This window comes from Rhodococcus sp. UFZ-B548 (assembly GCF_903819475.1).
Lineage (GTDB): Bacteria > Actinomycetota > Actinomycetes > Mycobacteriales > Mycobacteriaceae > Rhodococcus_F > Rhodococcus_F erythropolis.
The window spans coordinates 32,335-51,965 of sequence record NZ_CAIJDS010000021.1 but is presented as its reverse complement, the minus strand read 5'-3'; the positions used below and the strand labels follow the sequence as shown (position 1 = coordinate 51,965).

General features: G+C 63.2%; 27 protein-coding genes and 1 riboswitch. Of the genes, 19 read left to right on the top strand and 8 right to left on the bottom strand.

What is annotated here, in order from left to right:
* Positions 1-207: 207 nt before the first annotated feature.
* The 6 genes from H7C86_RS18905 (at position 208) to H7C86_RS18880 (ending at position 4,069) form a co-directional block, all read left to right on the top strand.
* The gene (locus H7C86_RS18905) at positions 208-1,044 is read left to right on the top strand and encodes a hypothetical protein (protein ID WP_182262013.1); all 837 of its coding nucleotides are present in this window, start codon (positions 208-210) and stop codon (positions 1,042-1,044) included.
* A 234-nt stretch (positions 1,045-1,278) separates the two neighbouring features.
* Complete coding sequence (locus H7C86_RS37285) at positions 1,279-1,485, top strand: hypothetical protein (protein WP_259349241.1); 207 nt, start codon at positions 1,279-1,281, stop codon at positions 1,483-1,485.
* A gap of 326 nt (positions 1,486-1,811) precedes the next feature.
* Complete coding sequence (locus H7C86_RS18895; RefSeq protein ID WP_182262011.1) at positions 1,812-2,330, top strand: hypothetical protein; 519 nt, start codon at positions 1,812-1,814, stop codon at positions 2,328-2,330.
* The gene (locus H7C86_RS18890; RefSeq protein ID WP_182262010.1) at positions 2,327-2,989 is read left to right on the top strand and encodes a hypothetical protein; all 663 of its coding nucleotides are present in this window, start codon (positions 2,327-2,329) and stop codon (positions 2,987-2,989) included. The genes H7C86_RS18895 and H7C86_RS18890 overlap by 4 nt, the downstream gene beginning before the upstream one ends.
* Before the next feature lie 143 nt (positions 2,990-3,132).
* Positions 3,133-3,387, top strand: coding sequence for a hypothetical protein (locus H7C86_RS18885; RefSeq protein ID WP_182262009.1), 255 nt, complete (start codon positions 3,133-3,135; stop codon positions 3,385-3,387).
* A 25-nt stretch (positions 3,388-3,412) separates the two neighbouring features.
* Positions 3,413-4,069 (top strand): hypothetical protein, encoded by a 657-nt coding sequence (locus H7C86_RS18880; protein WP_182262008.1) that lies wholly within the window; start codon positions 3,413-3,415, stop codon positions 4,067-4,069.
* A gap of 31 nt (positions 4,070-4,100) precedes the next feature.
* On the opposite strand, the gene H7C86_RS18875 is transcribed toward H7C86_RS18880, so the two are convergent.
* Genes H7C86_RS18875 through H7C86_RS18865 form a run of 3 tightly spaced genes read right to left on the bottom strand, consistent with a single transcriptional unit; the run spans position 4,101 to position 5,799 of the window.
* Entirely contained in the window at positions 4,101-4,676 is a 576-nt protein-coding gene (locus H7C86_RS18875) for a recombinase family protein (protein ID WP_182262007.1), read from the bottom strand.
* Positions 4,673-5,581, bottom strand: coding sequence for a Fic family protein (locus tag H7C86_RS18870; protein ID WP_182262006.1), 909 nt, complete (start codon positions 5,579-5,581; stop codon positions 4,673-4,675). The genes H7C86_RS18875 and H7C86_RS18870 overlap by 4 nt, the downstream gene beginning before the upstream one ends.
* Positions 5,578-5,799, bottom strand: coding sequence for a hypothetical protein (locus tag H7C86_RS18865; RefSeq protein ID WP_182262005.1), 222 nt, complete (start codon positions 5,797-5,799; stop codon positions 5,578-5,580). The genes H7C86_RS18870 and H7C86_RS18865 overlap by 4 nt, the downstream gene beginning before the upstream one ends.
* Positions 5,800-6,720: 921 nt before the next feature.
* Positions 6,721-6,811, top strand: a riboswitch (Fluoride riboswitch).
* Between the two features lie 17 nt (positions 6,812-6,828).
* Here H7C86_RS18865 and H7C86_RS18860 point away from each other — a divergent pair.
* The 6 genes from H7C86_RS18860 to H7C86_RS18830 all read left to right on the top strand — a co-directional run bounded on the left by H7C86_RS18860 (position 6,829) and on the right by H7C86_RS18830 (position 11,270).
* Positions 6,829-7,314, top strand: coding sequence for a CrcB family protein (locus H7C86_RS18860; protein WP_094731922.1), 486 nt, complete (start codon positions 6,829-6,831; stop codon positions 7,312-7,314).
* On the top strand, positions 7,311-7,676 hold the full coding sequence (gene crcB / locus H7C86_RS18855; protein WP_094650915.1) for a fluoride efflux transporter CrcB: 366 nt from the start codon (positions 7,311-7,313) through the stop codon (positions 7,674-7,676). Before H7C86_RS18860 ends, crcB begins: the two co-directional genes overlap by 4 nt.
* Positions 7,677-7,686: 10 nt before the next feature.
* Positions 7,687-8,247: a universal stress protein gene (locus tag H7C86_RS18850; RefSeq protein WP_094650916.1), complete on the top strand. Its 561-nt coding sequence runs from the start codon at positions 7,687-7,689 to the stop codon at positions 8,245-8,247.
* A gap of 198 nt (positions 8,248-8,445) precedes the next feature.
* Positions 8,446-9,585 carry a LysR family transcriptional regulator gene (locus H7C86_RS18840; RefSeq protein ID WP_397517266.1) on the top strand — a complete coding sequence of 380 codons (1,140 nt, stop codon included), beginning with the start codon at positions 8,446-8,448 and terminating at the stop codon, positions 9,583-9,585.
* A 69-nt stretch (positions 9,586-9,654) separates the two neighbouring features.
* Positions 9,655-10,827 (top strand): TDT family transporter, encoded by a 1,173-nt coding sequence (locus H7C86_RS18835; RefSeq protein ID WP_094731921.1) that lies wholly within the window; start codon positions 9,655-9,657, stop codon positions 10,825-10,827.
* A gap of 95 nt (positions 10,828-10,922) precedes the next feature.
* Positions 10,923-11,270 (top strand): hypothetical protein, encoded by a 348-nt coding sequence (locus H7C86_RS18830; RefSeq protein ID WP_094731920.1) that lies wholly within the window; start codon positions 10,923-10,925, stop codon positions 11,268-11,270.
* A gap of 31 nt (positions 11,271-11,301) precedes the next feature.
* Here the strand turns inward: H7C86_RS18830 and H7C86_RS18825 are convergent, their stop codons facing one another.
* Positions 11,302-11,937, bottom strand: a complete 636-nt coding sequence (locus tag H7C86_RS18825) for a uracil-DNA glycosylase (protein ID WP_179282770.1) — start codon at positions 11,935-11,937, stop codon at positions 11,302-11,304.
* Positions 11,938-12,489: 552 nt separating this feature from the next.
* On the opposite strand from H7C86_RS18825, the gene H7C86_RS18820 reads away from it, so the two are divergent.
* From H7C86_RS18820 to H7C86_RS18810, 3 genes are all read left to right on the top strand, one after another.
* The gene (locus H7C86_RS18820) at positions 12,490-12,831 is read left to right on the top strand and encodes a hypothetical protein (protein WP_143545513.1); all 342 of its coding nucleotides are present in this window, start codon (positions 12,490-12,492) and stop codon (positions 12,829-12,831) included.
* Positions 12,832-13,149: 318 nt separating this feature from the next.
* Entirely contained in the window at positions 13,150-13,767 is a 618-nt protein-coding gene (locus H7C86_RS18815) for a bifunctional 2-polyprenyl-6-hydroxyphenol methylase/3-demethylubiquinol 3-O-methyltransferase UbiG (protein ID WP_182262004.1), read from the top strand.
* Positions 13,764-14,111 carry a DsrE family protein gene (locus tag H7C86_RS18810; protein ID WP_006898207.1) on the top strand — a complete coding sequence of 116 codons (348 nt, stop codon included), beginning with the start codon at positions 13,764-13,766 and terminating at the stop codon, positions 14,109-14,111. Before H7C86_RS18815 ends, H7C86_RS18810 begins: the two co-directional genes overlap by 4 nt.
* A gap of 37 nt (positions 14,112-14,148) precedes the next feature.
* On the opposite strand, the gene H7C86_RS18805 is transcribed toward H7C86_RS18810, so the two are convergent.
* Positions 14,149-15,021 (bottom strand): cytochrome c biogenesis CcdA family protein, encoded by an 873-nt coding sequence (locus H7C86_RS18805; protein ID WP_068575088.1) that lies wholly within the window; start codon positions 15,019-15,021, stop codon positions 14,149-14,151.
* Between the two features lie 9 nt (positions 15,022-15,030).
* Positions 15,031-15,759, bottom strand: coding sequence for a thioredoxin domain-containing protein (locus H7C86_RS18800; RefSeq protein ID WP_006898205.1), 729 nt, complete (start codon positions 15,757-15,759; stop codon positions 15,031-15,033).
* Positions 15,760-15,863: 104 nt separating this feature from the next.
* On the opposite strand from H7C86_RS18800, the gene H7C86_RS18795 reads away from it, so the two are divergent.
* The 3 genes from H7C86_RS18795 to H7C86_RS18785 all read left to right on the top strand — a co-directional run bounded on the left by H7C86_RS18795 (position 15,864) and on the right by H7C86_RS18785 (position 18,035).
* The gene (locus tag H7C86_RS18795) at positions 15,864-16,376 is read left to right on the top strand and encodes a hypothetical protein (RefSeq protein WP_006898204.1); all 513 of its coding nucleotides are present in this window, start codon (positions 15,864-15,866) and stop codon (positions 16,374-16,376) included.
* A gap of 78 nt (positions 16,377-16,454) precedes the next feature.
* Complete coding sequence (locus tag H7C86_RS18790; protein WP_006898203.1) at positions 16,455-16,862, top strand: DUF302 domain-containing protein; 408 nt, start codon at positions 16,455-16,457, stop codon at positions 16,860-16,862.
* Positions 16,863-18,035, top strand: coding sequence for a hypothetical protein (locus tag H7C86_RS18785; RefSeq protein ID WP_006898202.1), 1,173 nt, complete (start codon positions 16,863-16,865; stop codon positions 18,033-18,035).
* 22 nt (positions 18,036-18,057) lie between these two features.
* On the opposite strand, the gene H7C86_RS18780 is transcribed toward H7C86_RS18785, so the two are convergent.
* Complete coding sequence (locus H7C86_RS18780; protein ID WP_006898201.1) at positions 18,058-18,273, bottom strand: YgaP-like transmembrane domain; 216 nt, start codon at positions 18,271-18,273, stop codon at positions 18,058-18,060.
* 33 nt (positions 18,274-18,306) lie between these two features.
* Between H7C86_RS18780 and H7C86_RS18775 the strand changes: the two genes are divergently transcribed.
* Entirely contained in the window at positions 18,307-19,152 is an 846-nt protein-coding gene (locus H7C86_RS18775) for a sigma-70 family RNA polymerase sigma factor (RefSeq protein WP_182262003.1), read from the top strand.
* A gap of 205 nt (positions 19,153-19,357) precedes the next feature.
* Here H7C86_RS18775 and H7C86_RS18770 read toward each other — a convergent pair whose 3' ends face one another.
* Entirely contained in the window at positions 19,358-19,576 is a 219-nt protein-coding gene (locus tag H7C86_RS18770; RefSeq protein WP_006898199.1) for a hypothetical protein, read from the bottom strand.
* Between the last annotated feature and the right edge of the window lie 55 nt (positions 19,577-19,631).

Below are 19,631 nucleotides of genomic sequence, written 5' to 3'. Positions count from 1 at the left end.
CCGGGCAGGCGCCAACACACCGCCGGTCAAGAGTGCAGCGTTCGCACCTCCCACTCGGGTGGCTCGCGGGGTGATTGTGCGGGAGCGACGGAGGCCGGCCACGCTTGGTGTCGCGGTAGCTCTGTGCTTTGGTAGGTAAGTTCGACTCCAGACGCCGGGTGGTGGTCTTAGCCAATCCTGTTGGAATTCATGGTGCATAATCACCGTATGGAACTGGGTATTTATCTCGACTCAAAAGCAATTAACGCCCTCAATGAGGAGATTGCGCCTGCGGAAATGAAATCTTTCATAGCCCGAATAGTTAAAAAGAATGCAGATGAGAGGGCGGGCTCGTCGGACGAGATCCATCGAGTGATGTTCTACAACACCGTTATAAACTCAGCGAGCAATATTACACAGAGACCGGGTTACGTTCTTGAGGATGATGGTTATGGTATGTACGAGCCGGCCGTGGTGGCCTGGCATGACGGTGAGATTAGTGCGTCAATTAGAGCAATGAGTTCGGCGGAAATTGCTGAGTTCTCGGCAGAGATGGTGGCTCATCGTTATTTGAGCTTGAAGTCGATCAATGAGGTGTTCGAAGCGTTCAACTTCGGTGCCCGAATTCGTCGGCCAGAGCAGGGAAAGATTGAGGTCGAGATCCTTGAGGCCACCGATCTCGATCAGACGGTTGAGGAGTCAGCTCATCAGAACATTCGAGCGCTTTTTGCTCGGGCGAGTTCCAACCTTGACGCCGGCGATTACACGGGTGTGCTGGTAGCGGTAGCGAGTGCGTTGGAAACACTCGCGAAGGAAACCGTCGGCACAAGTGCAGTCGCGAATAAGTCCATGGGGCAATTCAAGACTGAGTACAAGGCTGCATCGAATTTGCCGGATCCGGTGGTGGACTACATGCACGCGATCTTTTCACGTCGAAATACGGAACCAACCGCAGGTCACGGAGGTTTGGAGGAGCCAACGTTTACTCGCGCGGAGGCGGTGGTGATGTTGAATATGGCCAAAGCGTTCGTTGCTTGTGAGAACGCTCTGCGTGATTCCGCGTGATCGGACGTACCGCTGTTTGTGGCCGCTGCCTGCTAGTTTTTGGGTTGTCCGCTGGTCGACACGAGATGGGGGAGGCAGTTGTTGGATAGTTGGAGTCCGGATTTTCGGCCGCGGGCGTGGGCTCGGGATAAGGAGCAGTTCGCGGCATGGACGGGCGGTGCTGCGGTTCGTTCTCCGTGGAAGCGTCGCAGGTTCAGGATCTGGCGCGAAGAGCAGCTGTCTAGCAAGTTGCGTTTGGCTCACAGGGCTGAGCAGAAGCGTCGGGCTGAGCTGATGGCGAATCCGAGTCCTGAGCTTGTTGCGGCGTATGTGGAGTTGCGGGCTGCGGAGACGGCGTCCGGTGCGCGGATCGGTTGTGCGCGCGGCGGCGATATGAGTGACCCGAAAACGGTTCGGGCTCTGGCTCGGTTGCTGAGCGATCACGCCGAAAAGTTCCAATAGCGCCGACATCCGGGCGCATTACTCCTGGTGTCAGGCCTTGATCACGGATAGAACTTGTCTGAAGCATCCCCGGTTGTGCTCGTGTGTCGCTGATACGTCCGCGCGGTGAGGCCTTCGGGAGTTACTGCGCGGCATTGATGTGTTCGCCGCTGCCCTTCCGCGTGCGGTAATCAGTGCGTGACAAAGATAGTTACAGAACCTATCTTCAGTTATTTTCCAGACACAGATCACAGTTATTTTTTAGACATAATTTTGCCGGATTCGTTGAGATCGAAACCAGACACGATTGCGCGGGCGCGCCATTGCGTCGCGGTATGTGACTCGGTGTGTTTCTGAACCAGTTTCATGCGTTGAACTGGCGATTCAATCCGCTGCAAAGTGGGGTCGCGGCCGGCCGCAAAGCTGTGCATAATGACTTTTATCAGGCCTTGAGTGAATTCAAATTTTCCTTGTGCAGGGCTTTAGTCTGTCTACAACCGGGAGTTCAAATGATTGAGTCTGTCAGTGCTTTGTCGTCAGCGCCAGCGGTGGGTTCTGGTGATTGGTGGCCGGTTTTGATGATGGCGTCAGCGGTGTCGGTCGGTGTCGCGGTGGTCGGTGCGATTGTGGCGGCGTCGGAACGGTCGCCTTGGCCGTTTGCCGTGGTCGGTGTTGCATGCCTGAGTGCGTGGGCTTTTGCCGATGCTGCGTTTGCGAGTGCCACGGCGAGTGCGACGCAGCTGGCAGCGTCGGGGCCGCTGCCCTTGTCGCTGCTCAATGGGATTGGAACGGCCGTTTTCGTCGTCTATGTCGGTTGCGCCGTGGTCCTGGGGATTATCGCCGGTTCCGGATGGATCGAATCGTGACGGCGGCGAGGCACGCCGATGGTGCGGCGTTTGCCTCACTCATTGCTGGTCTGAGTGTCAGCCGGGCCCGGCGTCTGGTGATGTGCTGGCGCGAGTTCGTGGCTGCGATGTGGGGTTTTGGGCAGAGTCCGTTCGAGCGGCAGAAGCGTGTCCGATCGCTGCTGTTTTTACTGGTCCTCGCGGGGTGGGTTCCGGTTCTCGTTGCTCTGGGCTTGACGTGGCAGGCGGCGGTGCAGCTCGGCGGGGTTGCGATGCTGTCTTTCGCGGCCGTGTTGCTGGTGAGTTGGCCGGTGGCCTCGGTGTTTTCGCCGGGTTTCTGCCTGGAAAGCTCGGACAGTTCCGCGTCGCTGCGGGTGGTGCCGAGAGATGAGGTGCCCGGGGTGTTCGAGGTTCGGAGTTTTTCGCGGTGGCCGATGACGGAGGCGACTGCCAGCTCTGCGGACGAGGTTGCGGGTTTGGTGGGTGGTCTTGCTGATGAGTTCAGTGTGACTTTGGTGGCGTTGGCCGCTTCGGATTCTCTGCGGCGTAGTTACATTCGGAAGTTCGGGTTCGTTGGAGCGCCTGAGGACCTGTGCAGGATGCTGACGGGTAAGCGGTTGAAGCCGTTTTTGGTACGCACACCAAGGATTGCGGTTGAGCGTTCGGAAGCTGCTGGCTGATTTGTGCTGGTGTTGGGAGTGTGCGACACGCCCGAGCGGATCGGTTCTTGTTAGAATGTGCGCACCCCCGTAGGGGGTGCGCAACCTCGTTGTCGCGTGAAAAGCGTTCTGTTTCTTGACTTTTCTGCCCTACCGTCGCACGCATGACGACCATATTTACTCAGACGTATATGTCGGCCTCTGATCCTGATGGCGTGGAGTTGTTCTCGCTGGAACCTCTGTGGGATGTGATTAGGGATCATGCCTTGTGGTTGTTGGTGATCGCTGTCGCGGTGGCTCTCTGGGGTCATGCGAAGGTGCAGGGCTGGTTCGGATTACGCGCCTCGATGGGTGTGGGCGGCACGGCCGTTATCGCAGCAGCGGTATTCGCGGTGGGGGTGTTGGCGGTGTGGTGGTAGCGCGCAGCCCGTCTATGTTGGGTGAATGACTGAGGCCATGCCGAGTGACGATTTTGTGGTTTCGTTCGCCACAACGGACGATGCGCGCGCCTGGTTGATCGACCGTGTGTCGTATCTGGCACGGGTGACGGGACAGCAGGGTTCGCCGCGAGTTTCGTTCAGCGCGCTGCGGACGGCGAATGTGGCCGGGTCGGGTGCGCCTACTCCTGCGATGTACTACTTCGAGACAGACGAGTTGGTGTTTCATCCGAGAGAGGTGACGGCCGGGGTCGTCAGCACTCAGATTGTGGACGCAATTGTGTTGCATGAGTTGGGTCACCGGACTGACCGGGGTCCTATGCTGCGGAAACGGGTCTCTCAGGGGTTGTGGATCGCCGCGGCCGTGGTCGGTGTGTGGTTCCTGCTCTCTCATTCCGGGTGGGCTGTGGCGCTTCTCGCCGTGACTGGGCTGTTGGGTTATGCGTGGTTGTCGTGGAACGCGTCGGCTATGAAGAACGCGGAGGACATGGCAGATGATTATGCGTTGGCCCACGGTGGTTCTGAGCCGATTCTGTCGTTTTTGAGGGCTTCTGCCGCCGATCCCACGAACAAGGGGACGGCTGTTCATCGGAACCCTGCTGATCGGTTGGCTCGAATGGAGCGCAAGGTCGTGGAAACAGGTGCGATACCGCGTCGGTTTTGACGGTTCGTCTCGTGTTTCGTTCGTGTGAGGATTACTGCTGCTCGCCGGCCCTCTCGGGTGCGAGGGCGCGACTGACGGATGATCTGCCGACACGGAGTGTCGAAGCTATCGTGTCGAGGCTTTTGCCCTGTTCACGCATAGTGCGGGCGAGTTCGGTGCGTTCGGGTGTCATGACGGTGGGCCGGCCGCCGTGTCGGCCTTGCCGGCGGGCGGCTTCGAGACCGGCATGAGTGCGTTCGACGATCATGCGGCGTTCCATTTGAGCGAGGGCAGCCATGATGTGGAAGAGGAATTCGCCACCTGCGGTGGTGGTGTCGAATCCTTCTGTGAGGGAACGGAATGCGATGCCGCGTTCGCCGAGGTTGTGGACGGTGTCGATGACGTGGCGGACGGATCGTCCGAGGCGATCGAGTTTCCAGACGACGAGGACGTCGCCGTCGTGGTCGCGTAGGTAGTTCAGGCATTCGGTGAGCTGGGGGCGCTGCGCTGTGGAGCCGGATTCGTAGTCGGTGAAGGTGCGGATCGCTCCGGCTTGGCGGAGTGCGTGCTCCTGCAGTTCGGGGTTCTGTTCGAGGGTGGAGACGCGGGCGTATCCGATGATGCTCACAGTCTCGGTCCTTCTGGTCTGCTGCTGTGTTGTGGGATGGTGCGGCTGTGCATGAGTTGGTGGTCGACTTCTGGGCTCCAGTGGGTGTGGAACTTGGTGGTGTCGAGGTCGGCTAGTTCTCGCTCCGGAGTGGCCGGCTTCGGCGTTGGCCGGATCTCGGCCGCCGGTGGTTCATGTTGTGGTGCTTCGGTTTTGATCTGGCTTGCCCAGGTGTAGGTCTGTTCGGGCATGGTGTCGTAATGTTCGATCATCGCTTGCCAGTGTTCGGGGAAGGTCATGGCGTTCTCGCGGGGTGCGGTGGAGATGGAGTCCGCGGGTACTTCGGTGACAGGCTTGATCGCGGGCCGTAGGACGTCGGCGAGGATGGTTCCGCCGTCTACGTAGGCGAAGTTACGGGCGGCCTGGACGGCGTCGACGCTGAGTTCGCGCCATTCGATTGCCCATCCGACGTCGCGGGCGAGTTGGTCGAAGAAAACCCTTTGGGTGCGGGAGTTTCCGTCGACGAACGGGTGGACGCTGGTCAGGTCTCCCCAGTGCCCGGCGAGATCCTGGACGAACGCTTCGTGGCTGTGATGGTTGACGTAGACCCCGCTGCTGATGTCGGCGAACACTCGATCGAGTTCGCCGGGGATGGCCGCTGGCGGGTCGTGGAGAATGCCGAGATCGCCTGGCGCGGTGTCGATGGTGCGGATTTCACCGGCCCATTCGTAGAGATCACCGAGTAGGTGTCGGTGGATCGCTTGCAGATGCGCAAAGTCGAAGTGCCCGTCGATCGGGTTCGCTGCCAGCTCCGCCATGCGGGCAGCGGCGATCGCGCCTTCGACCTCGGCGAGGATCTGAGGGTCTTTGTAGCCGAACCTGTTTCGGAGTACTTGTGTACCCGGGTAGCGGTAGGAATCGGTCACAGTCCGTGCCGCCGGCGGATCGCGGCATGTGCAACCTCGATCGCCTCGTCACCTGTTAGATCTCCGGCAAGTACCGATCGAGCAGCTGTTTCGGCTTCGGCAGTGAAGGGGACTCCGCCCATTTCGAGGCCGGCGCGGATGCCTGCTATCTCCCGTTCGATCTCGCCCGCGGACAGGATGCGGGTGGGTTTGCGCGGAATCTCGTCTGGATTCGTCATGGTCTGGTCCCCCGGTTCTCGTTTTGCGGCTGTACGCGTTTCTGCGGTTTCAATGCCGCAGACCCTCTGTCGGAGGTCACTGGCGTCGTGTTCGTCGTTCTGCGTTGAGAGTGATGCTATCGAACCGACCGAAAACGATCTACTCGAATGTTTCGGTCGATTTAGTTTCGGGATGAGTTTCGGTCGACGGTTTGGCGTGGTCGCTCGATCGCTGTCAGTTTCAGAAGACGACTGCACTAGTTCAGAAGACGACTGCACTTACCCACCACACGGGAGCGCCGGTCAGTAGCATTCATCCCGCCGAGCTACGCGTACAACCACCATATAGAACAGCTTCTGTGATCGAAAAGTCCTCGATCTACCAGTGAACATGATTGCCCTCGACACGTCGTGTGTGTTCCCTTGGAGTCTTTGACTTTGACGTAGCTCGTCACCGGTATGTTGAGTGTGCTTGTGCGCCAGACGTTCTATGCGTTCGATTCGAAGTATCCCGATTCACTCTCGACCTACTGCAGTGGGGTTAAATTGTGTGGCGTCAGTTCATGTTCGAGTGTGGTCTAGTCGACTGCGTGTCGATGCGGCGTGGCAATGAACCTCGGTTCCGAGCCTGGTGCCCGCTCTGAGTTCGACGACAATGCTGTGTTCGGCGAAATGTTCAGCGTCTTGGTGACGCCGTGTGCCACGTACCCGTGTTGAGAAGATCGCGGTGGTCGGCGGATCGGGCATACCGGGCTTGATACGCGAACACCGGTGTCCGATCCGACCCGTTGCACGGCCGGTGCCGTCGTGGCCGGTAGTCGAGCTCAACAACCGGGTTTCGGCTGTTGAGCTGCAGCGCTGGCACATAGACACCTCGGCCTGCTGACAGAGAATCTCGAACGTACACCGGATCTGCTTGGGTCGATCCCTGGTCAGGCTATAATGGTGTCCGGCGATGGATCTCCGCCGAGACCGCCCCGGAGGGGGTTGTCTGAACCGCCCCAACCCTGGGGCTGATGGCTCCTTTCCCTGAGTGGAAGGAGTCTGTCCATGAATGGCCATCACGATCCGAATCCGACCCTACCGGTCGATCCCGACAGTGCGCCCCCAGGCCCGCTGCATGCGCGACCGTCCGCGATCGCCGCAGTCGGTGCCGGTGGATTGATTGGGGCACCACTGCGATACCAGCTCGGACTGTGGTTTCCGACTGCCGCAGGTGGCTGGCCGGTGACGACCTTCGCCATCAACATTGTTGGCGCATTCCTACTCGGTTTACTGCTGGAGGGATTGGCTCGCCTGGGCCCGGACATTCGGCGGCGGCAACGAGTCCGGCTGTTGGTGGGCACCGGGATGCTCGGTTCTTTCACCACCTACAGCACACTGGCCGTCGATACCGATCTGTTTCTGCGCAGCAATCAGTGGTGGGCCGCCGGCAGCTACGCGGCCGGTACCGTACTGGTGGCGATGGTGGCCACCACCGCCGGAATCGCGATCGCCGCTCGACTGCGGTCACGGTCCGCAGAGGCGATTAGATGACGACACTCTGGATCGCCTGCGGGGGCAGCGCCGGGGCGATCGTCCGTTTTGTGCTCGACGGGGCCATCAGGCACCACCGGGCGTCGGATTTTCCCTGGGCGACAGCGACCATCAACGTGACCGGATCGCTGCTCCTCGGGTTCGTCATCGGACTGATCCTTTTCCACGGACTACCCCAGGAACTTCAGCTGATCGTGGGCATCGGGTTCTGCGGCGGGTACACCACCTTCAGCACCGCCAGTTTCGAGACGGTGCAGCTGATCCAACGTCAGAAGTACATCGCTGGCGTGTTGAACGCGGTCGGCACCCTGCTGGTGACTGTCGTCGCCGGCGGTGCCGGTCTCATCGCCGCTTCCGTATGAGGAGAAAACAATGACCGAAGACGATCCCAGCCACGCCTCCTGCGACGACCTAGGGGACTGGCGCGCTCCGTTACAGGTGGACGGCCCCGCCGCCTCGGTAGAACCGGTGTGCCAGCTGGTCGTGGGGTTCGACCGGCACCCAGCAAGCCACGCTGCCTTGACCTACGCGATGGACCTTGCCGGTCGACTGAACGCGTTCCTGCATGTAGCGCACATCGTCGACACCGATGACCTGCCGATCGACCCGGACAGTGCCGACTGGGAGCAATGTATAGGCGATGTCGTCGACCAAGAACGCCGCGAGGCATGCGCGATGCTGGCCGCCATCCCCGGGAACTGGGCGTTCTACTCGAGGCGGGGCAACCCGGCTCGACTGTTGACCATGATCGCCGACGCCAACGACGCCCTGATGCTCATCATCGGTACCAACCGCGGCGGGATGATGTCACTGGTGGAGAGGGCCGTCGGCGAATCTGTGTCCGCGACACTGGCCCGCCACGCCCACCGCCCGGTCCTCCTCGTCCCCGCTACCGATAGGCAGCATAGTGACGCAGCCCAAACACGCCGATGACCCATCCGCCGCGCCGGGTTCCCACCGCGCGCTTCCAGAAAGAAATCCACCGAACCGCCGCGACCATCGATGGGGGGCGTGTCGGTTCGTTGTCGCGTTCGGGACGGTCAGCATGCTCGCGGACTTCGTCTACGAAGGTGCCCGCTCGATCACCGGCCCCCTCGCCTCGCGGGGGGCTATCGCCTTCGTCGTCGGGGTGTGGTCACCGGATTCGACGAGGCCGCAGCGCTGATGGTGCGCTCGGTCTCCGGCCCGGTGGCATACACCGACCCGCCGCTTCTGGGCGTCGACGTATCCGGTTACGCAAACCCCGTCATCACCGTGCACTTCCTCTGGATCGCCGGCGCTGCATTGAGCATCGAATGGGGACTTTCCCGGCAAACCCGCCTGTGGCCCCGTGCCCAGTACGACTGCAGTCTCTACGCTGGCACCGTGCCCCTGCCGACCCATGTGACCGACCTGATCAGCTACGAATTATTGCTGTCCGTCGCCGAGCTGGGAAGCATCGGGCGCGCAGGGGCTGCGCATGGCATGTCGCAGCCAGCGGCGAGCGCACGCCTGAAAGCACTCGAAAGCCGCGTCGGGGTAGCACTCCTGCATCGCGGGCAGCGAGGTGCCACCCTCACCGCAACCGGCGAATTGGTCGCCGGCTGGGCCGAGCGCGTCATCGCCGAAGCCGCCGAGCTCGCCACGAGCATCGCAATGCTGCGCACCGACCGCCACAGCCACATTCGTATCGCCGCAAGCCTCACGATCGCCGAATACCTGATACCGCGATGGCTCATCACACTGCGCTCCCACGACACTTCCATCACACCGGCTCTCACCTCCGGAAACTCTGTCGACGTAGCCGCATCGGTGCTCGACGGCCGCGCCGACATCGGATTCGTCGAAAGCCCCGATCTGCCCAGCGGACTCCAATCGAAGGACGTTGCCCGCGACGAACTCGTCGTCGTCGTCGCCCCCGATCATCAATGGGTTCGACGAACGATCACGGCGAGCGAACTGGCCGCGACACCGCTGGTCACCCGCGAACCCGGGTCCGGCACACGTCTCGCGCTCGAACGTGTGCTCCGGACTGCGGGCCCACTCGCCGCGCCACTGCTCGAGGTGTCCTCCACCACTGCCATCAAAGCTGCCGTCATCGGCGGCCTCGCACCGGCCGTACTCAGCTCCCTCGCGGTATCCGCCGAGATCGCCGCCGGGACACTGGCCCGCGTTCACACAGAGGGGCTCGACCTGCGCCGGTTCCTGCGTGCCGTGTGGCCCGCGGGCCGTGAACTGCGAGGACCGTCGAGCGACCTGCTCGTCGTCGCCCTCAGATCCCCGCAGCCATAACCTGAGGTTGGGACCGGCCAGGTAATCGGTGTCTACCGATGACGACTGTGTGCGACGACGCTGGAAGTCATGACCACGACAGCTCTGCACCGCTCCTCCATCACGTCTCGGCGCGGCGACGATACCGAGCGGCCGCGCAAGTGGCCGGTGCTCTCCGACCTCGACCACCCGAGCCAGATCTTCGAACACATCACCCCCAACTGGTTCGCCTCGGTCATGGGCACCGGTATCGTCGCCAACGCCGCCGCCACCCTGCCCGCCCACATCCCCGGACTGCACGTGTTCGCAACGATCGTGTGGATCGCAGCGTCGGTCGCCTTGATCACACTCTCCGGCGCCTTCGCAGTGCACTGGATCCGACACCGGCAGTATGCGCGTGAGCACGCCGCGCATCCGGTGATGGTGCAGTTCTACGGCGCACCCCCCATGGCGCTGCTGACCGTCGGTGCCGGGACGATGCTGCTGGGCAAAGACGTCATCGGAGCGGCGCCCGCAACCGTGATTTTTGCCGTCCTGTGGACCGCTGGCACAGCCCTCGGGCTGATCACCAGCATTCTCGTGCCCTACCTGATGATCACCGCCCACGATCACCAGACCGCCGTCGCACTCCCGGCGTGGTTGATGCCCGTCGTACCGCCGATGGTGTCCGCCTCCACCGGTGCGCTGCTGCTCCCTCATATCGCGGATGGGCAGTGGCGCCTGGCCATGCTGTCCGGTTGCTACGCGATGTTCGGGCTGTCACTGATCATCGGAATGCTGACCATGACGCTCATCTACGGACGGCTCGTCCACGGCGGAATCCCGCCGGTCCAGGCAGCACCGACGGTGTGGATCACCCTCGGCATGATCGGTCAATCGATCACCGCCGCGAACCTGCTCGGCAACGATGCACCCTTGGTGTTCACCGGCGAGACGGCCTCCGTCGCAACCGGTCTGCACGTGTTCGGCATTCTGTACGGACTGGCGATGGGCGGCTTCGGCGTCTTGATGTTCATCCTCGCAACCGCCCTCACCATCCATGCCGCCCAGAAGGGACTGGCGTTCTCGTTGACCTGGTGGTCGTTCACCTTCCCCATCGGCACCTGCGTCACCGGTGCCACTGCCCTCGGCGGCGCTCTGGGGTCGGCCGCGGTCGAGGCCATTGCGATCGGACTGTATGCGGCGTTGCTCGCAGCCTGGGGCACAGTCGCCGCCCACACTCTCCGCGGTAGCGTGCAAGGAAAACTTTTTCAACCCAGCTGAACCGACCGCCGGGTAGTACCCACTCGGAACGCTGATACCGAACGAACAGCGTTGTTCCAATCGACCACTGACCCCGGAAAGGACTCACGATCACGATGAACACACCGAATGCAGACACACCGACTTCCGATACCCCGAGACGGGGCAGCCGCGGACGCGTCTGGGCGCGAGTCACCGAAAATTATCTGGCCTGGCTGTTGCTGATGGCGGGAACAGCTGCTGCGGGGGCCTTTCTCACTGCCCTCGCCGGCGGGTTCGAGGGCTGGACCGTCGTCGCAGCGATCGTGACAGTGGTGCTGTTCGCGGGATGTTGGTTCTCATATCGAGACGGTGCACGCCGGGGTGCCGCCGAACCACACATTGTCCAGTACCACCCCGACAGCCCGGACGAGGTGATCGACATCGACACCGACACCGGCGACCGCCGACCCCACCAGGACTGACCGGTCGGAGGCAGCAGCAGCACGATCCGGCCTACCTCAGCACAGTGCGGGGTTCAGGTGCCTTCTCCAGGTGCGTTGCGACCGACAGTGCTGCGTTGATCAACCGCTGGCGAGCAGCCGCCGGTGCGTGTGCGTTGCGAGCCGAGGGGTGCGGTGCCGCTATCACTGGGAGGAGGCGGGTGGGAGCAGATGCAGTGATGACGCGCATGTAGCCATCGAGAGCCTTCGCACCGAGAACGAAAACCACCTCCAGTTTCGGCAGCAAGGCCATGAGCTCGCCGACATATGGGCCCGCCTCACCGAGAACGGATGCCGTCGGCGATACCGGATAACCGGCGTCGTCGAGCACTGCCCACGGCACGATATTCCACTTGACGCACTGCACCCGGTCGATACCCGCGTCGGCGAACACCGATTTCAGCACGGGGTTCGTTCGATCTGGATTGTCGAACGAACACATGTTGGTCCCGCCCGGACGTATCGTTTTCGGCCCCGGAGACTCCAACAGCACCAGACAGCGAGCCGCGTCGCCGCCGTCGTCGGGATCGAACAGTGGAATGGACCGTGCAGTGTCGATCCTCCATCGCAACACCGACGCATTGAGTGACCGGACCGGGGCATCGTGCGCGCGGGCGTGCTTTCCGGACCACACGTCATCATCTGTCATACGCCGCATTCACTGCTGACCACGCCACACGTACTGCTGGCCATGGGAAACGCACCGTGAGCCGTAGACGCCAGCTCTCGGTGGCTCGCCTCGACGAACACTGCTGAGCGTTTGACGACTCCGCTGCCTGAACACACCTGTCAGATAACCACGACAGGCCGTGTGGCGCCTATTGCACCCGTCTTCTCTTCGACTTCTTTCAGATCGGGTCGAATACCCCCTAGGGTACTAGCATACCCCCTTGGTATATGCCACAGAGTGCACCGAACCGACCGAGAGGACCACCCCCACTCGTGCCCGGCATGCGGTAAGACCACCTGGGCCGGTTGCGGTCGCCATATCGACAGCGTCATGACGAACGTTCCGCGATCGCAGCAGTGCACCTGCTCCACCGAGTCGCCAAATCCAGCAACACGCAGCAGCTTCTTCCGCTGCCTGTTTCGTCGTTGACACCTCACCTCGCAGCACTTCGAGAGCATTTGAGGCTTTTGCGGCCTCCCCGTATACCCGCACCCGTCTTTAGGAGAATGCTATGTCCGTGCCCGCCCCACTCTGGGCTTGGCTCTGCTCGTGGCGCTTCTCGGACTGGTAGGCACCCCGCCGCTGGCCGTGTTCGTCGGCAAGCTCACCACAGCCACCGCAGCCTGGGACGGCGGGCACGCGTGGCTGGCTCCGGTGGTGATGCTCAACAGCGTGCTCAGCCTCTTCTACTATCTGCGCTGGCTGGCCCCATCGTTCTCCCAACCGGATCGAGGGGCCACAGCACTCCCCAAGCCAAACGGTTCAGCCGCCTGGCCGACCGCCGTCGCCGCACTTGCGGCAACAGCGAGCCTGGTTATCGGCATTTCGGCCGGTGTCCTGTGGACCGTCGTGGACGGCATCGCCGTCATTTGAACGCGGCATACCCATACTGCGTCGACCCTGCGCCGTACCACCGTGCCGTCATCGGGTCGTTGTCAGTTTCAGAAGAGAGCAGCACGATTTCGAGAGTTCACTGCACTGATGCGGTTAAACGTACTCTGTCAGAGTCCAAGTTCAGGACATTCGATTCCGGGCTCGTACACTGCGATGGTTTTGTGCGCGGACCTTTTTCTACCCTCAGGTCCGACATAGTCACGGTCATTTCAGAAATTGCGCACCACCAATTACCCCTGGGGGTACTCTGGCGGATTCGAGTACTACCCGGCCCGTGTTTTGGAGGAATGTGCGTAGATGGATTCATCTGAGTGGGATGCGCGTTACAGCAGCGTCGAGCATCCGTGGGGCTCGGCCCCGGCGGCTGCCCTGTCTGCGCGGTTCGCGGAGCTGACGCCGGGCCGGGCGATCGACCTGGGCTGCGGAGACGGCCGCCACGCTCGATGGTTGGCCGACGCGGGCTGGACAGTGCGCGCTGTCGACTTTTCTTCTGTGGCAATCGAATTGGCACGCAGCGGCGGCGAGGATCGGGCGATCGACTACACCGTCGCCGACGCCCGGACCTGGGAACCATCCGAACCGGTGGATCTGGTGGCCATCGGCTTCCTGCATCTACCGGTCGACGAGTTGGTCGCCGTCATTGCCGGTGCAGCGAGTTGGCTCGCACCGAGCGGACGGTTGCTGTATCTCGGCCATGCGCTCGAGAACTTCACTCACGGTATCGGGGGCCCACCCGATCCGTCGATCCTGCCCGCCATCGACGACCTCGCCCGCGCCGCGAGCGGACTGCAGGTCCGCGAACTGGGACACCTGGTCCGCCCGGTCGGCGAGGGTCGGGCCATCGATGTCCTTCTCCACGCACAGCCCTGGGGCACCGCAGCTCACCGCGATCTGAAGAACGGAACCTTCACGTGACCGATCATCCCACTCCCCTGCGCGTGGTGTTCGCGGTGAACACCACACCCACCGCCGTGGTGCGAGCGATCCACAACCTTCTCGATGCTGCGACAGAGCCGGTGACGATCGAAGTCGTGTGCTTCGGACCGGGCCTCGATGCGGCCTTGCGCTGTTCGGATATCTCCCTGGAGATGCGGGCGTTGATCGACTCTGCCTCCATCACGGTGAAAGCATGCCGCAACAGTCTGGAGGGCAGAGGGCTCGGTGACGACGATCTGCTGATGGGTGTCGAAATGGTTCCCGCTGCAGTGCTCCATCTCGCTCGACGTCAGCGAGATGGATGGTCACAGCTCTACACCTGACGTCACATCCCCGCTCCAGTGTCGTAGGCACACCGTCTCAGAGAGTTCGGTCCTCGCGTTCACCGAGCTCGGAGGACTCGGCTGCGGTGTCGCGGTCTCGACCACGGACGATGCGCACCGTCAGGACTGCGATGATCACCAGCACTGCGATCAGGAGCACTGCGGTGTTCGGTACCGCGTCGGCCACGTCGCTGATCCAGACCTGCAGCGAGTACTGACTGTCGACCCCCATGACGCCGCCGAGGTTCGCTGTGCCCTCCGTGAGCAGGAACAGCACTCCGATACCGATGAAAAGCACCCCCGATATCAGAGACGTCGTGTGCGTTTTCAGCGGTCCTATGCTGATTTCCTTGCCGCGCAGCCACGTTCGTGATCCGAGCGAGAATCGGTCCCAGACCAGCGCCAGCACGAACAGGGGTATCACCATCCCCGCTGCGTAGAGTGCCATGAGCACTCCGCCGTATACGGCCTGACCGCCGGCGACGGCAACGGTCAGGACCGCGCCGAGCAGGGGTCCCGAGCAGAACCCTGCGAGCCCGTAGACCGCGCCGAGGGCGAACACCGATCCGGTGGAGGAGACGTCGATGCGCGCGGCTGCTCTCTGAGCGGACCCCAGCGCGAAGCCGCGACCGACGATGATCATCACTCCGAGGGCGATGATGACCACGCCGCCGATCATCGTGGTGACCTCGCGATACCGGGTGATCGCCGAGCCGATGGCCCCGACTCCAGCACCGAGGGGCACCAAGACCGCTGCCAGCCCGAGGTAGAAGATCCCGGTGCGGCCGGCGAGCTTGCCGGCCCCGTCGAAGGCGTACGCGAAGAAGGAAGGAAGTAGCAGGGCCGAGCATGGACTGAGAAGTGCCAGCAGCCCGCCGAGAAATGCTCCGAGAAGTCCGATCTGCGACATCGTGCCGCCCTACGCGCCGGCTGCCGCGTCGATCAGATCGACGAATTCCGAGAACGGTTGCGCGCCCAGAACCGGATCTCCGTTGACCGAGAACGCCGGAGTGGCCGGGATACCCAGCGACTGCGCTTCGGTGGAGTCGGCGGTGATCGCGGCGTCGAATGCGGTGCCGGTGGCGTCGGCGGTGAACCGAGCCATATCCGGTACCCCGGCCTGTTGCGCGTAGCTCTGCAGCGACTCCAGTGTCAGGTCTGCGTGACCGGTTTCGGGAGCATCGGCGTAGACGGCGCGGGTGAACTCCCAGAACTTGCCCTGGGCGGCGGCGGCGCGTCCGGCCCGGGCGGCGTCGAACGATTGTTGCCCGAAAATGGGTAGGTCTCGCCATTCGATGCGCAGGGTGCCGGTGTCGACGTATCGGTCGATCAGCTGCGGCTCGGTGTCCCGGCTGAATTGGGCGCAGAACGGACACCGGAAGTCCGAGAAGGCGATCATCACCACCGGGGCGTCGACGTCGCCGAGGGCCATCGGATCATCGGGCTCGCGGTGCGCCAGATCGCCGAGCGGTCCCATCACCGGCGGTCCGCTCGCGCTGCTCGACCCGGCGTCCGGTGCCGCCTCCGACTGCTCGTCGCCACCGGTCGTTCCGAGTACGAGAGCTCCCACGAGCACGGCCGCCACCACGACGGCGATGGCCAGGAGCACGATGTCGCGGCGGCGAGTGGAGCGAGATGTCGAAGTCATGCAATACCTTTCGGCAGTCGGATACTGGCAGCGATACCCATCTGGGTATAGCCTCACAGTGTCACCCTACTCACACAACTACACCTCGTAGGAGATCCCAGCCGATGACAGAGCCCGCCACCTCCGACCGTCTCGACGTCGATGCTGCCGGCCGTTCCGGTGACGGGGTGATCGCCGAGTCCGATCGTTTCCGGGGTTGGGGGGCGCGGGTACTGCGCGGCACCGTCGCCGGTGTGGTCACGGTGTTGGTGGTGGGCATTCCCACCGACATCATCGACACGCCGGTCTTCGGCCGTGAGGTGCCGGTGCGGGCGTGGGAGCTTCCGGTTCTGCTGGCCACGGCCCTGTTGACCGCACTGTGGTTCGGGATCGACAAACCCGCGCAGGTCGAGCGGACCGGCACACCCGCCGCTCTCGGTGTGGTCCTGACTTTCTTCGCCGTCGGGTGTCCGGTGTGCAACAAGCTGGTACTTCTTGCGCTCGGCACCTCGGGTGCACTGGGGTTGTGGGCACCGATACAACCCATCCTTGCCGGGGTGTCCCTGGCAATGCTGACAGCAGCGGTGATCGTGCGATGGCGCAAACGCGACTGCACCTCCGCGTCCTGCGCAGCATGACCGGGCGACGCCTGCTCACCCGTGCACCGACCATCGGGTGACCGGCACCCGAACCGATCGAAAGGAACCGAACGAACTATGACCGAATTGGCCATCGGTACCCGCGTGGACATGCCGTTCGAGGAAACCGTGGACGCAACCCGTGAGGCACTCGCCGAACAGGGATTCGGAGTGCTCACCGAGATCGACATGCAGTCGACGTTGAAGAGCAAGATCGACGCCGACATCGAACGCTACGTCATCCTCGGAGCGTGCAATCCGCAGTTGGCGAAGGCTGCGATCGACACCGATCGGCAGGTGGGGTTGCTGCTGCCGTGCAACGTGGTGGTGCGGGCCGATGGCAGCAGCACGATCGTCGAAGCGATGAACCCCCAGGTGATGGTGGGGCTCTCGGATGCAGCGGGCCTGGCCGAGGTCGCCGACCGGGCCACTGCACTGCTGCAGAGCGCGATCATGGCACTCGGCGGAGACAGCACCACCGCATAGATGGGTGCGCACCGTATCGGCAGAGCGGCGGCGGTGATCGGGACCGTTGCACTGTGCGCCGTCGCGCTGGCGTCGGGGTGCAGTTCCTCACCTGCTCCCGACACCACGGGCACCGATCCGGCGGCACATCCGTCGTCGCCGGCCGCGCCGCCGCCGGGCTTCGGAGACACGGCCCTGTGGTCGATCCCGTTCCTGTCGCAGCCTCACATCGTCGAGGACGGGTTCGTCGGAGTCGTCGACTCCTCGGACGCATCCGGTTCGCACCGGGTGCAGGTACTCGACGACACCGGCACACCACGATTCGGCGTGGACGTACCCGCCGATCGCGACGAGTTCGCGGTGACGAGCACACACAACCGTGAGCTGTTGATCACCGAGGACATCGATGATCCCGGTTCGGGTGCACCGGCCACGGTGACCGCCCGCGATACCCGCACCGGCGACCTCGTATGGGGTCCGGTCTCCGCTGCAGGCTGCCTGACCGGGTCCGGACTGCTGATCGACGCCGACTGCTCGCAGACAGCAAAGCCCGCGGCCGTGGCCGCCATCTCGGCGACCGACGGACACCGCACCGACCTGACGGGTGCGATCTCCGAATCCGGTGGATACGCGGTCACCGTCGACGGCGACACAGCGCGCATCGTGACCGCCGACACCGGCAACACCGCCTGGTCCACCGACACCCTCACCCCGCCCCCCGCAGCGATCCCCGGGACCGCACGATTCGTCGCCACCGCCGGCAATGCAGTGGTCGTGGCATGGACGATCCCGACCCGTCCCGAACCGATCCAGGCGGTCTATCGCCTCTCCGATGCCGAGCTCCGATGGATCAGCGGTAGCCGCAGTCCGATGGTGATGACCGCCGACAGCAGTAGCGGGGCGACGATGATCACCACCGCAGACCTCACCGACGACGGCATCGCTGTCCTGTTCGAGCAGTACGGCACCCGAGGTTTCACCGCCGATCAATTTCCCGGTGCCGACCGCTTCTCTCTGGTCGGCGGCATCGTCTACGGCGCGTCGGACTCGCGGGTGACTGCCATCGATGCGACCTCCGGCCGCGTCACCGGCACATCACCGAGCGCCGCACCGACAGCAGTGACCTCGAACGGTGTCGCATTGGCCCAGAGCAGCGACGGGTACACCGCATTCAAGGTGATCCCCCATTTCTGAGCTGCCCGCCCGCACACCCCGTTCAGGACGTCTTGGGACGACCTCGAAGATCGACGGAGAACAACGGACCGAGCAGACACACGTTGATCACCCCGGTCAGCACGAAGACACCGCCGATCACTCCCACCACGATGCCCCCGACACCGCCGAGCACGACGGCGACCACGATCAGAGCGATTCCCACCACGATGCGCAGTGCGCGCCCGGCAGTACTGCGCATGAATTCGACGAACGACATGATGATTCCAGTTCTGTAGAGGGACTTTCACTGTTGGACGGGCGAGAACGCCGAAGTGGACCGATCCACGGCTCCTCGCGCGAACAGCCCAACCCCAACCCCAGCCCCGACCTCGACAGCGCGGCATACGACGAGCGCTTCGCGCGCGATCTGATCGACCAGGGCACGACTCTTCGTAGCTTCGCAGCCGCGATGACACGATCACCGGCCGATACCGACGATCTGGTGCAGGACGTCCTCGAACGCGCATGGCGCAACCGGAGAACGTTTCGATCCGAATCGGCGCTCACGACGTGGCTCTACCGGATCACGATCAACCGTGCCCGCGATGTGGCCGCACGCGCGGAGACTCAGCGCACCGAACCATCGGGCACGGGCGACATCGATGTATCGATCAGCGACCTCGAGCACCCCGAGACGGTCGCGCAGGCGCTCAGCGATCGATCCACGGTGCGAGCGGCGCTGGCGACGTTGACCGTCGAGGATCGAATGGTCCTGGCACTGCACGACGGCGAGGGCTGGACGGCGACACAGATCGGTGCGGTCGGCGCGCTCACCACCGCAGCGGTGTACAAGCGCATCCACCGTGCACGGGTGAAGCTGCTACGCGCCCTCGACGACGGTCCCGCACACCCGCGAAACGACTCCCAGGCGTGCCGGCGCACACTCGCCGCGGCATCGGACTACCTGGACGGGCGTCTCGATGTCGACGCGTCGGCCCGCATCGATACGCACCTGCGGCAGTGTCGCCGGTGCCCACCCATCGCACAGGCCCTGATCGGTATCAAGACCGCACTCGGCCTGCGGCCGTGGACCAGCGCGGTACCCGAACAGTTCGTCTACGACGTCGCCCACTTGGGCGGACCCCCGCCGCGATGACCGATCATCCCCGACACCCGGAAAATATACCCCATAGGGTATATTGAAAGTGAATTGTCGACCGAGGGAGAGACTCATGTGCAGGGCTGTCACGTGCAAGAAGTGCGGGAAAACGACGTGGGCGGGATGTGGTCAACACGTCGATCAGGTGATGCGGGGCGTTCCGGCGTCCAATCGCTGCAAGGGGCACGACTCCGATCCGAAGTCACCGGGATTGTTCTCCCGCATGTTCTCCAAGAAGTAGATCGCGGTCCGCAGCCCTGGTCTTGCCAGGGCTGCGACCCGAGTCGTCGTTCTTCGTGGTCTCGCCCGTCGCGGCGCGCCGACCGGCCAGACCGTGCATACGCAGGTCCGCATCGTAGTGAACGAACAGCCCCCACCCGATCAGGTGCAACACCACGACCACACTCGCCATCGCCGGCAAGCGGGGGCTCCGTCGCGGGAAAGTCGATGTCGCGCAGGCACACTCGCGTCGGTCA